This window comes from Paenibacillus glycanilyticus NBRC 16618, from assembly GCF_004000805.1.
In the GTDB taxonomy this organism is placed as follows: Bacteria; Bacillota; Bacilli; order Paenibacillales; family Paenibacillaceae; genus Pristimantibacillus; species Pristimantibacillus glycanilyticus.
This window is the reverse complement of record NZ_BILY01000052.1, coordinates 26,566-40,218: the sequence shown is the minus strand read 5'-3', so window position 1 is coordinate 40,218 and position 13,653 is coordinate 26,566. Positions and strand designations below refer to the sequence as shown.

The 13,653-nt window shown below is 50.8% G+C and carries 15 protein-coding genes and 1 riboswitch; of the genes, 12 read left to right on the top strand and 3 right to left on the bottom strand.

Annotated features, from left to right (window positions below):
- Window positions 1–75: 75 nt before the first annotated feature.
- Entirely contained in the window at window positions 76–288 is a 213-nt protein-coding gene (locus PGL01S_RS27965; RefSeq protein WP_127498574.1) for a YrzA family protein, read from the bottom strand.
- Between the two features lie 170 nt (window positions 289–458).
- Window positions 459–546, top strand: a riboswitch (cyclic di-GMP riboswitch).
- A gap of 92 nt (window positions 547–638) precedes the next feature.
- On the opposite strand from PGL01S_RS27965, the gene PGL01S_RS27960 reads away from it, so the two are divergent.
- Window positions 639–2,417 (top strand): methyl-accepting chemotaxis protein, encoded by a 1,779-nt coding sequence (locus PGL01S_RS27960; protein WP_127498572.1) that lies wholly within the window; start codon window positions 639–641, stop codon window positions 2,415–2,417.
- Between the two features lie 64 nt (window positions 2,418–2,481).
- On the opposite strand, the gene PGL01S_RS27955 is transcribed toward PGL01S_RS27960, so the two are convergent.
- Window positions 2,482–3,006 carry a DUF6886 family protein gene (locus PGL01S_RS27955; RefSeq protein WP_127498570.1) on the bottom strand — a complete coding sequence of 175 codons (525 nt, stop codon included), beginning with the start codon at window positions 3,004–3,006 and terminating at the stop codon, window positions 2,482–2,484.
- Window positions 3,007–3,179: 173 nt separating this feature from the next.
- On the opposite strand from PGL01S_RS27955, the gene PGL01S_RS27950 reads away from it, so the two are divergent.
- From PGL01S_RS27950 to thiI, 11 genes are all read left to right on the top strand, one after another.
- Window positions 3,180–4,133: an ABC transporter ATP-binding protein gene (locus PGL01S_RS27950; protein ID WP_127498568.1), complete on the top strand. Its 954-nt coding sequence runs from the start codon at window positions 3,180–3,182 to the stop codon at window positions 4,131–4,133.
- Entirely contained in the window at window positions 4,126–4,884 is a 759-nt protein-coding gene (locus tag PGL01S_RS27945; RefSeq protein ID WP_127498565.1) for a DUF2705 family protein, read from the top strand. The genes PGL01S_RS27950 and PGL01S_RS27945 overlap by 8 nt, the downstream gene beginning before the upstream one ends.
- Window positions 4,885–4,928: 44 nt before the next feature.
- Window positions 4,929–5,324, top strand: a complete 396-nt coding sequence (locus PGL01S_RS27940; protein WP_127498563.1) for a GntR family transcriptional regulator — start codon at window positions 4,929–4,931, stop codon at window positions 5,322–5,324.
- 5 nt (window positions 5,325–5,329) lie between these two features.
- Window positions 5,330–6,028 (top strand): ABC transporter ATP-binding protein, encoded by a 699-nt coding sequence (locus tag PGL01S_RS27935; protein WP_127498561.1) that lies wholly within the window; start codon window positions 5,330–5,332, stop codon window positions 6,026–6,028.
- Complete coding sequence (locus tag PGL01S_RS27930) at window positions 6,025–6,783, top strand: hypothetical protein (RefSeq protein ID WP_127498558.1); 759 nt, start codon at window positions 6,025–6,027, stop codon at window positions 6,781–6,783. Before PGL01S_RS27935 ends, PGL01S_RS27930 begins: the two co-directional genes overlap by 4 nt.
- Before the next feature lie 179 nt (window positions 6,784–6,962).
- Window positions 6,963–7,871, top strand: a complete 909-nt coding sequence (locus PGL01S_RS27925) for a prenyltransferase (protein ID WP_127498578.1) — start codon at window positions 6,963–6,965, stop codon at window positions 7,869–7,871.
- Between the two features lie 45 nt (window positions 7,872–7,916).
- Window positions 7,917–8,645 carry a DUF6081 family protein gene (locus PGL01S_RS27920; RefSeq protein ID WP_127498556.1) on the top strand — a complete coding sequence of 243 codons (729 nt, stop codon included), beginning with the start codon at window positions 7,917–7,919 and terminating at the stop codon, window positions 8,643–8,645.
- Window positions 8,646–8,850: 205 nt separating this feature from the next.
- A complete protein-coding gene (locus PGL01S_RS27915; RefSeq protein WP_127498576.1) occupies window positions 8,851–9,450 on the top strand; it encodes a nitroreductase family protein in 600 nt (199 codons plus the stop codon).
- 145 nt (window positions 9,451–9,595) lie between these two features.
- Window positions 9,596–10,282: a lytic transglycosylase domain-containing protein gene (locus PGL01S_RS27910; RefSeq protein WP_127498554.1), complete on the top strand. Its 687-nt coding sequence runs from the start codon at window positions 9,596–9,598 to the stop codon at window positions 10,280–10,282.
- Between the two features lie 118 nt (window positions 10,283–10,400).
- Window positions 10,401–11,558 carry a cysteine desulfurase family protein gene (locus PGL01S_RS27905; RefSeq protein WP_127498551.1) on the top strand — a complete coding sequence of 386 codons (1,158 nt, stop codon included), beginning with the start codon at window positions 10,401–10,403 and terminating at the stop codon, window positions 11,556–11,558.
- Window position 11,559: 1 nt separating this feature from the next.
- Complete coding sequence (gene thiI / locus PGL01S_RS27900; protein ID WP_127498549.1) at window positions 11,560–12,780, top strand: tRNA uracil 4-sulfurtransferase ThiI; 1,221 nt, start codon at window positions 11,560–11,562, stop codon at window positions 12,778–12,780.
- A 24-nt stretch (window positions 12,781–12,804) separates the two neighbouring features.
- On the opposite strand, the gene PGL01S_RS27895 is transcribed toward thiI, so the two are convergent.
- Window positions 12,805–13,506, bottom strand: a complete 702-nt coding sequence (locus PGL01S_RS27895) for a TerC family protein (RefSeq protein ID WP_127498547.1) — start codon at window positions 13,504–13,506, stop codon at window positions 12,805–12,807.
- Window positions 13,507–13,653 lie beyond the last annotated feature (147 nt).

The window sequence follows — 13,653 nt, the reverse complement described above, 5'->3', positions numbered from 1 at the left end:
TTGTTTGTGTCGGGCACAAAACGTATTATGCCATAGCTTGTACGGATTATGCAAGACTTTTTTTGAGAGGATTTTCTAGAGCTTCTTAGCCTTGAAATGAACAACGGCGCTGTATAGCATTTTACCCGTATTGGCGTTAAATGCAGCATGATGCTGAACATGATGAACCTGCAGAAGAAGTGCTTTATTGTTCTCGATCTGCTGCTCGATCTTCAGCTCCAGCGTGCGCAGATCGCTAGCTTCAAAAAATTCTACTTTATCGTCAATCAGATCCAACCGGAATTCCATCGTCTATTACTCCCGTCTCTGTCTTTATTTGAATTCTATTATAACTTCTTCGAAGAGCGATTCAAAGAGAGATGAGGCTAAAGTCGCAGTGTTGGGAATTGAGCCATTTTTTGTTTACAAATAGGTATATATATCCTAAACTAGTCCTTGTGTCGAAAATAGCGTAATTAAACTGAAAAAGGCAAACTTGCCGAAAGGCAAGGACGCAAAGTTATGGGCCTAATGCTGCATAGAAGCGATGGCTGCCAGACCGCCGGACGCAGGACATAGTGCCTTAAACAGCTATCCGCCCGTCCATGGCCGGATAGCTTATTTTCTTTTTTCAGTGACAGCGAGGAGAGACGACGAGGATGAAGGAATGGGTTAAGAAGGCATTGCAATGGCTAGGTGCAAGAAAACAGCTTGTGGAGGGCAGAAGAAAGATCGGTGTGCGGCTGCTTCTGCTGACCAGTATCATCACTTTGTTTAACGTAGGGGCAGGCGCGTTTATCTACACGCAAAATCTGTCGGTATCCCATGCCGTCAAAAATGCGAATACATTGACTAGCGCTCAGCGCGAATACGAAGGGATCTCTAATTCGCTGCTTCAAACGCTTCTGATGATGATCAACTCGATCGAGAACAACAATAACAGCCAGAATGCGGAGGTTGTCGATCCGAAGGAACGTTTGGCCGATATGCCGGGACAAATCGAGCATTTGAAGACAACATTCGAGAAGCTGGACAAGATGTTCCCTGCGGCAGAGGAGCAGCAGACCTACATTGGTCAGGCGAACATCTACGAGATTGCCTACAATGACTTGAAGAGCTCGAATGTTACCCAGTTTGAAAATGTAACGGCCGAGATGAAATCGGCGCTAGTGCTTAGGCTCGTCAATATTTATCTGAATGAGCTGGAGTTCGCCAATCAGAACGTCAACGCCCGGATTACCGTAGATGCGGCGCATACGGATGAGGTTCTCTCGAAAAGCGTGGATACGGCGAATATGATCATCCTGATTAACGTACTTATTCTGGCCGTCATTCCGTTCCTGTTCACGATTGGTTTGATCAGAAGCATCCGATCTGGTCTTCAAGGCATTATGGGACGTATTCAAGCCTATCAGCATAATGATTTTACATATAACCTAACGCTTGACCGCAAAGACGAGTTTGGCGATATCGACCGTTCGCTAGCATCCATGGGCGATAATTTGAAAGCAACCATCAAAGCCACGTTAGGCGTAAGCCAGACCGTTCTCCAGATGTCGAACCAGATGGGCGATATGATCGCCCGCAACCGTACGGCATCCGAGCAGGTGAAAGGGCAGATCGATCTGGGAACAACCGTTTTGCTTTCCCAATATGACGATGCGACTTCGATCTCGGCGGTAACGGAGCAGATCTCTGCAAGCTCGCAGGAAATTGCGGCGTCGAGCGATTATATCAACAAAGACATGCAGCAGATGCGAGACGATTCCCATACCGGCTCGGTGGATATGGAAGGCGTTGTCCAGATGGTTAACCAGACGGTTGAGCAATTCAACCAGGTAACGGAAGCTTTTAACCGCATTACCGAACGCTACAGCAACGTATCGAAGTTTCTGGAAAGTATCCAGGATGTCAACACGCAGACGAATCTGCTGTCGCTGAATGCATCGATTGAGTCCGCGCGGGCAGGGGAGCATGGACGGGGCTTCGCAGTTGTAGCCGAGGAGATCCGCAAGCTGTCGGGTCAGACCGATCAGATCTCCAAAAACATATCGAAAGAAATGTACCTGATCCAAGAGGATGTAGCGGCAAGCAGCAAGAGCATGGGCGCCTTCGCCGAGGTGATCTTCTCCACTAAGCAGGCCTCCACGGCGGCAAGCGACGTGTTCAAAGGACTGGAGAAGCAGAGCCATACGTTGTCCGAGCAAGTCAGCGAGATTTCGACGGCCATCAATGAAATTACAACCGGCATCACGCATATCGTGACCGCGGTGGACAAGCTTTTGCATACCTCCTCCGAGGTAAATGGCAAGATGGAGCAGATGGGGCATTTGTCCGTCGAGCAGAACAGCATTTCGGACAATCTGCAAGGGATGGCGCAAAATCTGCAGCAATCCTCGTATGAGCTCAAAGAAAAAGCGGCAATCTTTAAAGTTTAATTCCAATCTTATAGGCAAAGACAAAGGCTGTTCTCCTTCCGGGGAGGACAGCCTTTGTCGTTTTTCAAGGTCTTGTATCGGCTTGCGCATTCTGGAACCGGTGAATGCCATAGTCACGGAGGGAGGATTGTTGAATAGCTTCTCTAAGCGGATGAAGATTCGGGGTGAAGCGGAGCTCGATGCCAAGCTCTACCAAGAGACCAAGCAGATCGGGAAGCGGCTTTACCGCAAGGGGGACTAAGGTTTCCTTGGATATGTAGTAACCGGCGTATTCGTCAAATAGCTCGAAGGATTCCGGAGACAGCTCGTATCGGTACAAGGTTGTCTGCCTTATCCGTTCATGCCAGCCGGTCTCAACGGTAATAACAATGTTTGCGGCTGTCGTGCCGAAAAATCTTTGTTCCTCTTCGGGGGTTAATCCTTCCGATCTCGTGTAGACGATCCGGGGACAATCCCTCGGGAAGAAAAACGTGAATTGATGCTCCTCGTCAATCGCCCAGACAACGGGCGGCATATCGGTCCGGTTGGCTTTTACCCTGGGAACAAAGACGTCAATAACGCTTTCCTCGCTGAAATGAAACAGCCTCATCCTCGTAACCTCCAATCAAAGCGGTTGTTAGTGCTTATCTATTCTAGGACAGTCTCCTTAGGCTAACAACTATTTTTCGTAAAAAAATGGATATTTTCGTTTTAACCTCTTTACATCACTAATGATCTAGTGTACTATTCAACTATAACACTAATACAAAAGGGAGAGGCGCTATGACAACGGCAAAAATTACGAATCCGTCTATCGTGCTTCAATTGGACGGTTTAACGAAGAAGATCGGCAGCAAAGCGATTGTAGACGGATTATCCTTTGATATCGCAAAGGGAGAGGTTGTTGGATTGCTTGGTCCAAACGGGGCAGGCAAAACAACAACGATGCGGATGATTGTGGGCTTAATCGGAATGTCGGAAGGGGATGTGCGGATTTGCGGGCAAAGCGTCCGGACGAACTTCGAGAAGGCGATTAGGCATGTCGGAGGAATTATCGAGAACCCCGAGTTCTACCCGTATATGACGGGCTACGACAACTTGAAGCAATACCAGAGGATGACGGAGGGGGTAACCAACGACCGGATTGAGGAAGTTACGAAGCTGGTCGGCATGCAGGAGGCGCTCGGCAAAAAGGTAAAAGCCTATTCGCTTGGCATGCGCCAGCGACTTGGCATCGCGCAAGCGCTGCTCCATGAGCCTAAGCTGCTCATTCTCGATGAGCCGACAAACGGTCTCGATCCCGCGGGAATCAAGGAGATGCGCGAATATTTGAAGCGGATAGCGGAGTCCGAAGGCATTGCGATTCTGGTCTCCAGCCATTTGCTCAGCGAGATTGAGCTCATGTGCAGCCGCGTTATCGTCATTCAGGAGGGCAGGTTCGTAACGGCCCGTTCCATCGGAGAGACGGAATCGCCGAAGCAGAAGGTGCTCACCATCTCCATGCAGGTAGGAAATGCGGGGCAAGCGCAAGAAGTGATCGGCCAGATCGAAGGGGTTGAGGTAACGCAAGCCGACTCCTTCACGAACCGGATTACCATCAAGCTGCTGCATGACCAAATTCCGGGTATTGTCGCGAAGCTTGCGGCCCAAGGCGTTGCGATCTACCGGATTGAGGAAGTACGCGCAACCTTGGAAGAAGAGTTTATGAAGCTGACGGGGGGTAACCGCATTGCGTAATTTTTCGGGATTGTTAATTAACGAGTGGCTTAAGCTCAGCAAAAAGAAGTCGTTCTTCGTTGCTTACGCCATTCTCGCTGTCGTTTTCGCGATTTTAGCGTTTGCTTTCTATAAATTGTCTCCTGACGGCCTGAATTCAACGGTTGATTTCGCGACCGGCACGATTATGCTGCAAGCCGCAGGCCAGCTTGTTCCGGTTCTTGCCGTTCTTGCCGCGGCAGGCAGCGTAACGCAGGAATACCGCTACGGCACCATTAAGTTTCTCCTGATCCGGGCGCAAAGCCGTCACAAAATTTTAGCATCCAAATATATCGTCTCCGTGCTTTACGCGCTGACGTTAGTCGTAACCGCAGCCGTGTTTGCCGTTGTTGCCGGTTATATCGTATACGGCGGCGGAGCGGGAGAATCGACATGGACGGATTTTCTTAGCAATATAGCGAGCCTGGCCGTTTACTCCATCGTGTTCGTCACGCTGACCTTTATGATTGGCATTCTGACAAAATCAAACGGTGCGGCAATCGGCATCGGTATTTTCTCCATGATGGTCGGCAGTCTTCTGGTTATGCTGCTGTCCCGTTATTCGATTACGAAGTATTTGCTGTTCGCCAATACGGACCTGTCGGTCTACCGCAGCGACGCAGTGCCGGTTGAGGGGATGACGCTAGCCTTTTCCATTGTTATACTGCTTGTATATATGGCGCTGTTCCTATCCGTCAGCTTCGCCGTTTTCAAGAAGCGCGACATCGCTTAAGCGAGGCGTTTGGGGCCGACAGATGGAAAGGAGAATCTTGACCCGTGACAATTGTATTTGACAACAATATGCCGATTTATATTCAGATTATGAACTATGTGAAGAAGCAGATTATTACCGGCAGATTAAATCCCGGGGATAAAATCGAATCGGTGCGGGATATGGCCCTTGAGCTGCAGATTAACCCCAATACGATTCAACGTACGTTCCAGGAGCTGGAGCGGGAAGGTATTGTAGAGACAAGACGAGGACTTGGCCGATTTGTGACGAGTAGGGAGTCGACGATTATGCAAATCAAGAAAGAGATGGCGGGCGAGCTGCTCGAACGCTTTGTGCAGGGAATGAGGGAGCTTGGCTTCGAGAAGGACGACATCGTGGCCATCGTGAAGGATGCCGTAAAAGACGGCAAAGCGGAGAGTCGTACCGACAGGAGTGAATAAGAGACGTGGAATCGATCTTGGAGCTATCGGGAGTAACGAAAACGTATGGGGCCAAGCGTGCGCTGGACAATGTTTCTTTCAAAATCCAGCCCGGCAGGATCATTGGATTGCTCGGCAGCAACGGCAGCGGCAAAAGCACCTTGATGAAAATCGCCGCGGGCCTCATGCCGCCATCCTCCGGTCAATTGCTCGTCTGCGGGGAACCAAGCGGTCAACGGACCAAAGCTTTGACATCTTTTATGCCGGATAAACCTCTGACGGAGTCCTGGATGCGGGTGAAGGACGCGATAAGCTTTTATAAAGATTTCTATCCGGATTTTGACGCCGCAAAGGCCGATGAGATGCTGCAGTTCATGAAATTGCAGCCTGCGGACAGGATCAGCACGCTGTCCAAGGGGATGAACGAACGGCTGCAGCTGACCTTGGCTTTGTCCCGCAACGCCAAGCTGTATTTGCTGGATGAGCCGATTGGCGGCGTAGATCCGGTTGCCCGCGAGAAAATATTGGATGCGATCGTTAAATATTATAACGAAGACAGCTGCTTGATCATATCCACCCATCTGGTACGGGACATTGAACGGATATTCGACGAGGTCATCTTGATCAAGAACGGAAGCATTGTCCTTCAGGAGGAAGTGGAGACGATCCGGTTCTCGCAAGGCAAAAGCGTGGATGAGCTGTTTAAAGAGGTGTTCGCGGAATGATGAATTTGCTTAAGCTGGTTAAATACGATTGGAAACGGAACGCGGGCTTTTTGCTTATCGTTGGAGCCTTGTTCGTATTAACCGGAGGCGCGGTTACCGTGTACGGCGAGGTTAAGAACCTGGATACGGACTTGATTTACGTGCTGACCTTTCTTGTCTATCTCGCCATAACGATTTCGCTTTGCGTAACGGTATGCAGGACTTACGAGCGCAACCTTAGGTATTTTAACCGCCGGCTTCTCCCGTTGCCTGCCTTATATACGGTGCTGTCTCCGCTCTTGCTCGGAATCGCGGGCCTGGTTGTTATTGGGGTTGTAGGCGTAATCCATCTGACCGTGCTTAGCAGTGTCGTGGATTCGGTGCATTTGCGGGTATTCGATATTTTGGCGGACAGAGGCTTCTGGGCGATGCTGATCTCCTGTATCTTGTTTGTGCTCATTGTTTTCTCAAGCATTACGGTGGCGAAGGTGTTCAGAGGGAAAAAGGGATCCTGGATAGGCGCTGCGCTCTTTGTTGGGCTGCAGCTCGCCATTCAATGGGTGGAAATGAAGCTGTTCCCCAGCATGAATGTCTCTACGGATCAGTTCTTTAAATCCGTTAACGTGAAAATAACCGATTCCCCTGATCAGGTCGTTCATGTGCAGGCCAGTGTCCCGAATTTTTGGGGACCGCTGCTCTTTGAAGCTGCCGTCATCGTTCTGCTTGTCTATATGATGACCTACCTGATTAACCGGAAGATTCAGGCTAGAGGATAGGATTTGAAATAGAGCTTTCCAAGGTGCTAAACGCCCAGGGAAGCTCTTTTTTTGTCAGAAATTGATGCTTTCGCCCTATACTTTCAGTTGACGGTCCCTTGCCCAAAGTGTTTCAATTACATGTGATGAGGTTGAACGGATGATGAAGAAGGGAGAGACTTGCAGCTTTGAAAAACATCATGAAGCAGTTTATGAAGGCCTCGCGGATACGCGTCCTTCCGGTTATGCTTATTCCCGTTGCGCTTGGCGCATTGGGTGCTTTTGTGTGGGACGGCAACTTTAATATTTGGCTGCTTCTGCTCACGCTTGTTGGCTCGGGCGCGGCGCATTTGTTCTCGAATATGATCAATGATTTGTGGGACTACTACAACGGAACGGATGAAGCTGCCAAGCAGGCCGAAGGGGTTATCTCGACAAATTCCGGTTATTTGACGAACGGAACGTGGTCGATTCGAGTGTTTGCAGCCGTAACCTGGTCGCTATTCGCAATTGCCGCGGTCAGCGGCATTATTTTGTCGGTGATCAGCGGATGGCCGGTTATCGTATTCGGCGGACTTGGAGGATTGATCGCTTACTTCTATGTAGCGCCGCCCATTCGTTTCGGCTATCGCGGCAAAGGCTATAGCGAAATCGCAATCCTGCTGTCGTTCGGTATTTTGCCCGTTGCCGGCGCGTACTATGTGCAGTCCTCGCAGCTCGATTACCGCGCGTTATTGCTGTCGCTTCCGATTGGGCTGCTTACCACCCTTATTTTATTTAATCACCATTTCCTGCACTGGCAGGCGGACAAGCAGGCCGGCAAAAAAACGCTGGTTGTCGTATGGGGAGAACAAAGAGCGCTGCTCTTCTCCAGATGGCTGCTCGCGCTTGCTTACGTCTCGCTGGTTATTTGCGTGCTTGCGGGCGCGCTCCCTTGGTACGCGCTGCTAGGATTAGTAACGGCCGTACCGCTGTATGCCGTATACGGCAAGCTGAAGGAGCATAATCCTTCCCACGCTTACTTGCCGCTGATGGGCAATTCGGTTAAGGCGACTAACCGTTGCGGCGTTATTTTGATTGCTGCATTAATCATTCAAGGCCTCTTGTAAGAAAAGACGGTCATCATTTCATAAGGAAAGCCGAGGGAATAGAAGATGAGCAAACAATGGGTGCTTGGGGATTTCGATACAATCCTTGACGAAGGCAAAGTATGGACGATTGGCGGCTTCCCGCTGCCGGACGGCACGTTCTGGCAATACCGCGAGCCGGATGCGGTTGTTATCGTACGCAATGGTATTCTGTACGTACGCGCTCCGCTTAGCCGCAAGCATGACAAGATTCAGATTCTCGATAATGCCAAGCATATGTATTATTCGGCGAAGCCGGTGGAAGTGCCGGAGAAGGGCGAGATCAGCTTCGAGCTTCAGATCCGTGCCCGTTCGCAGAACACGGCGCCCGGCGATCTGTACGACGGTTATGCTTCGTTAAACCTGCTTGACTTCACTACGGGCGGCGCGCTGGACTTCTTTGCAGGCAACGACAAATACGCAAGCGTATATGCGGTTCTGCCATTCCCTGGTGTTTCCGTACCGGAGACGGACAAGACAAGATATTTTTGCGTATTCAAGGAATCAACCGAATTTCAGGCTCGCGAGTTCAATACGTACAAAATTACGTACAACCGCGAAAATGACGAGATTGTTTTTTACGTAAACGGTACGGAAGTACGCAGAGAGCGTAACGTGCCGGTGAAATTCAACCAGTTCACGGTAGCGCTTGGCATTATGACGGAAAAGGATCTGTCGCCGGAAGGCAGCGTATCCGTTCATGGCCAGACCGTTATCGGAGAGTATTCGCCAATTACGATTACGGTGACCGAATAAGAGCTCAGACGAGGCCGTTCCTTTTGGGAGCGGCTTTTTTGCGTTGTTCGCTGGCCAATCTTGACACTTGTATTAGAGAGCGGATTAGACAAAATAAATGGTGAAGTGCTTGACATAGCCTTCGGAGCAATGTAATGTTACTAACATAAAGAAAGTTACTTAAAAACAACCTAGGAGGCAGACAAAAATGTCAAATACTTCTACTATTTCGAAATCCCTTATCGAGGCGATCAAAGCAAGACGCACTTATTATGCTATCAGCAATCAATCGCCAATTTCGGATGACCAAATCATCAGCCTTGTGCAAGATGCGGTAAAATACTCGCCGTCCGCATTCAACTCCCAAAGCGCACGCACAGTTGTATTGCTTGGCGAAAACCACGCTAAACTGTGGAACATCGTAAAAGAAACGCTCCGCAAAATTGTACCTGCCGATCAATTCGCTTCTACGGAACAACGTGTTGACAGCTTCAAGGCAGGCTATGGCTCGGTGCTGTTCTTCGAAGACACAACTGTCGTTGAAGGCCTTCAACAACAGTTCCCAAGCTATGCCGACAACTTCCCTAAATGGTCGCAGCACTCTTCCGCAATCGTTCAATACGTTGTATGGACTTTGCTTGAGGAGCAAGGCCTTGGCGCTTCCCTCCAGCATTACAACCCGCTGATCGACGAAGAAGTGAAGCAAACTTGGGACATTCCTGCCAGCTGGCAGCTGATTGCTCAAATGCCGTTTGGTACTCCAACTGCAGCTCCGGGCGAGAAGCAATTCCAGCCAATCGACGAGCGCGTTAAAGTTTTCAAATAATATCGCTATAGGAAAGAGCAGCTCCGATGCGTTGGAGCTGCTTTTTCTATGCATGGGAACCGCAGTACTAGCCGTTATAAGTAAAAACATGTACAATAAAAACCGATACATCATTTATACCCTTTTTATTCGACTGGAGGACCCCATGAGTATCGACTCTCGTACGTTGAAGCAGCTGCTCCAGCTGCAGCTTTCACCAACTCTGGATTTTCAAACGGCGGCTAATCCGCTTGACGTGAATAGCGGCGACGGCAGCGCGTCCATGTTTGACTTTTTGCTGTCTCAATATATGAACGGCGATTTCGCCGATACGGCTAGTATTGAGCCAAGTATGCTGACTTCGGATTCGCTTGCCAAGCTGGCTAGCGTGCCTAGTTTGTACAGTGCCGCATTAAGCGGAGCGACTGACCAGTCAAGCAGCTCCTCTCCAACCGACTATGATGCTCTGATTACAGAGGCTGCGGCCAAATACGGCATTGATCCCGAGCTGATCAGAGGGGTTATTCGTACGGAGTCCGGATTCAATTCCGGCGCGGTATCCTCCGTTGGGGCAAAAGGACTTATGCAGCTGATGGATTCGACTGCCCGCGGTCTTGGGGTAACGGATTCCCTCGATCCGCAGCAGAACATTGATGGCGGTTCGAAATATTTATCCTATCTGCTTGGCAAATACAACGGTAATGAACAAGTAGCCCTAGCCGCTTATAATGCGGGTCCCGGCCGGATCGACCGGCTTGGCATCTCGACGGACAGCGAACTGCTCGCTAATCTGGACAAGCTTCCTGAGGAAACGCAGCGGTACATTGGCAAGGTGCTTGGAGCCCGACATTAGTCCGCTTGATAGTATTTTTAATTTTGGTTTGGAGATACAACTTGCCTCTAAACGCGGCCGTTCCTCAGGAACGGTCCCGGTAGAGGTTTTCTCTTTTTAGGAAAGGTGTTGTGAATATATGCTGTATTTCGATCATTGCGCATCCACCCCGCCTTATGCGGAGGTCGCGGATACGTTCGCGGAAGTGATGAAAGCCCATTACGCCAATCCTTCCTCCATTCACCGTGCGGGAGTTGAAGCCGACAAGCTGATTACCCGTTCCCGTTCCGTGCTTGCGGAGCAGTTCGGCGTAAAGCCGGAGGAGTGGCTGTTCACTTCGGGCGGAACGGAAAGCAATAACCTCGCGGTAAAAGGCGCGGCCAGACAATTCCGCAGCCGGGGCAATCATCTCATTACGACCCAGATTGAGCATTCTTCCGTCAATGATGCCTTCCGCCAGCTTGAACAAGAAGGCTTCCGGGTAACCTATTTGCCTGTCAGCTCGACGGGGCATGTGGATCTCAAACAACTAAAGGCGTCTATAACGGATGAGACGATATTGATCAGCATCATGCATGTCAATAATGAAGTAGGATCCATACAGCCGATTGAGAAGATCGGCCGGCTGCTGTCCGAATATCCGCGTATCCTGTTCCATGTGGATGCGGTGCAGAGCATCGGCAAACTCCCCGTTAAACTTAAGGAGTGGAGAATCGATCTGCTTAGCGGTTCGGCGCATAAGCTTCGCGGCCCTAAAGGCGTTGGTTATCTTTATGTGCGGGAAGGGCTGCAATTGCAGCCGCTGCAATCCGGAGGCTCGCAGGAACGCGGCATGCGGGCTGGCACGCAAAATGTGCCGGGCATTGTCGCTTCCGCTAAGGCGCTGCGGATGAGCATGCAGGCCGAAGAGAAGAACCGCAGCCGGATGTATGCGCTGCGCGAGCGGCTGCTCCGGCAGGTTGCGGATATTCCGCAGCTTGTGCTGAACGGCAGCGAGGACGCGGCGGTTATGGCGCCGCATATCGTGCATTTTTCCTATCCGGGCATGAAGCCGGAAGTTATCGTCCACATGATGGAGGAGCAAGGCGCCATCATCTCGACGAAATCGGCCTGCTCCTCGAAGGATAACAAGCCAAGCAAGGTGCTGCTGGCGATGGGAGCAGCACCCGAGCGTGCGGCGGGAGGCATCCGCATCAGCTTTGGAGACGAGCATACGGAGCAGGATATCGACAAGCTGGTTGTCATGCTGAGCAAGACCGTTGCGCAGCTGAAGCCGCTTGAAAGGAGCAAATCTTAACGTGATTTACGATAAAGTAATCGTCCGTTATGGCGACCTCGTCATGAAGGGACGCAACCGCAATCAATTCGAGAAGCGGATGCAGCAGCAGATCAAGCGGGCTCTGAAGAGCTTCGCCGCATTGACTTACGCCAAGTCTTTCGGCAGGATGACGATCTCCCTGAACGGAGAGTCGTTTGAACCGATTGCGGAGCGTCTGAAGGATGTATTCGGCATTATTTCATTCAGCCCGGTGATCCAGGCGGAGAACGAGCTGGAGAATATCCAAGCTGCTGCCTTGCAAGTGATGAAAGGGCTGGAGAAAGAACCGGCAACCTTCAAGGTAAACGCGAAGCGCGCCTGGAAGCCGTTTGCGCATTCTTCGCAGGAAATGAACCACTTGGTTGGTTCCCATGTGCTGCGAGCTTTCGCCGATCTGAAAGTAGACGTGCGGAAGCCGGAAGTGGAGCTGCGCGTTGATACTTACGAGGAAGGGACCTTCGTCTACAACTCCGTTATTCCAGGGGCAGGAGGTTTCCCGTTCGGCTCGAATGGCAAAGCGATGCTGCTGCTGTCGGGCGGCATTGACAGCCCCGTAGCGGGCTGGATGGCCATGCGCAAGGGGCTTGAGCTGGAGGCGGTGCATTTCCACAGCTACCCGTTCACCAGCGACCAGGCGAAGGAGAAGGTCATTGATCTCGCGAGAAGACTGTCCTACTATGCGGGAGCGCCGCTGAAGCTCCACCTGGTGCCTTTTACCGACATTCAGACAAGGCTCGTACAAGCCAAGCAGGACAGCATGATGATTACGCTGATGCGACGCGCCATGCTCCGCATTACTGAGCAGTTGGCTGTCAGAAGCGGTGCCGGCGGCATCGTAACGGGAGAGAGCCTCGGCCAGGTGGCCAGCCAGACGTTGTCCAGCATGAACGTAATCGGTCGGGCAACGGTACTGCCATTGCTGAAGCCGCTTATCATGATGGACAAGCAGGAAATTATTAACGAAGCGGTGCGGATTGGAACCTTCGAAACCTCCATACTTCCTTACGAGGACTGCTGTACGTTGTTCCTGCCGAAATCGCCAACCACGAATCCGAACTTGAACGTTGTGGAGCGGGCGGAATCCTATATTTCGGAGCTGGAGCAAATGCTGCTTGAGGCCGTGGAGCGTACGGAGGTCATGGAGCTGACACCGGAAGCGCAGCCCGAGGAGGAACCGGCAGGGGAAGACCGCTGGTTCTAAAATAATAAAAAAGCAGAGAACCCGTTAGACGGTTTCTCTGCTTTTTTCTTGTACAGCATGCTTTCTGCGGTTGTTGGTCAATAATCCAGCAGCGATAATCAGCGCGATGACGAGAATGACAAAGGACCAATAATATACGGGGTTGTCCTTGAAGAAATCCTCGAACGCTTTTTCATGGGTAATCATCTTGGCTGCTGTATAGCCGAGTACACCGGAGCCCAGATAAATGATCCATGTAAATTTGTTGATCAGCTTAATGAAGAGAGTTGAGCCCCAGACGATAACCGGTACGCTGATCAGGAGGCCTAAAATGACAAGCAGCGTGTTGCCATGCGAGGCGCCTGCGACCGCGATGACGTTATCGATTCCCATTGCCGCATCGGCGATAATGATGGTCTGAATCGACTGCCAAAGCGTATTGCCGGCTTTGATGTCGCCATGCTTATCGTCTTCCTGTACAAGCAGCTTATATGCAATCCATAAAAGCAGGAGACCGCCTGCAAGATGGAGCCAAGGCAAACCGAGCAGCCGCACCACGGCGACGGTAGCGATGATCCGGATGCCGATTGCGCCTACCGTACCCCACAGGACGGCTTTCTTCTGCTGATGCTGCGGCAAGTTGCGGGCGGCCATACCGATAACAATGGCGTTGTCGCCTGCCAGAATGAGATCGATAAAGACAATATTAAGCAGTGCCAGCCAAAAATCTACTGTAAATACATCCATTATTCGTGACCCTCCCTTCCGACAAAAATCCCAATAGTCTCGAAAGACTTCATTTACTACGCACGAAGGACGGGGGAGGATTCAAAAATTTTTGGGACATCCCTTCATAAAACTTGTCCGTTTCTCATACAGGTGGTAAGAGAGGGG

Coding starts and splice junctions, on each gene's coding strand:
- PGL01S_RS27965 (WP_127498574.1), bottom strand. CDS start 288: ATGGAATTCCGGTTGGATCTGATTGACGATAAAGTAGAATTTTTTGAA.
- PGL01S_RS27960 (WP_127498572.1), top strand. CDS start 639: ATGAAGGAATGGGTTAAGAAGGCATTGCAATGGCTAGGTGCAAGAAAA.
- PGL01S_RS27955 (WP_127498570.1), bottom strand. CDS start 3,006: ATGAGGCTGTTTCATTTCAGCGAGGAAAGCGTTATTGACGTCTTTGTT.
- PGL01S_RS27950 (WP_127498568.1), top strand. CDS start 3,180: ATGACAACGGCAAAAATTACGAATCCGTCTATCGTGCTTCAATTGGAC.
- PGL01S_RS27930 (WP_127498558.1), top strand. CDS start 6,025: ATGATGAATTTGCTTAAGCTGGTTAAATACGATTGGAAACGGAACGCG.
- PGL01S_RS27925 (WP_127498578.1), top strand. CDS start 6,963: ATGAAGCAGTTTATGAAGGCCTCGCGGATACGCGTCCTTCCGGTTATG.
- PGL01S_RS27920 (WP_127498556.1), top strand. CDS start 7,917: ATGAGCAAACAATGGGTGCTTGGGGATTTCGATACAATCCTTGACGAA.
- PGL01S_RS27910 (WP_127498554.1), top strand. CDS start 9,596: ATGAGTATCGACTCTCGTACGTTGAAGCAGCTGCTCCAGCTGCAGCTT.
- PGL01S_RS27905 (WP_127498551.1), top strand. CDS start 10,401: ATGCTGTATTTCGATCATTGCGCATCCACCCCGCCTTATGCGGAGGTC.
- PGL01S_RS27895 (WP_127498547.1), bottom strand. CDS start 13,506: ATGGATGTATTTACAGTAGATTTTTGGCTGGCACTGCTTAATATTGTC.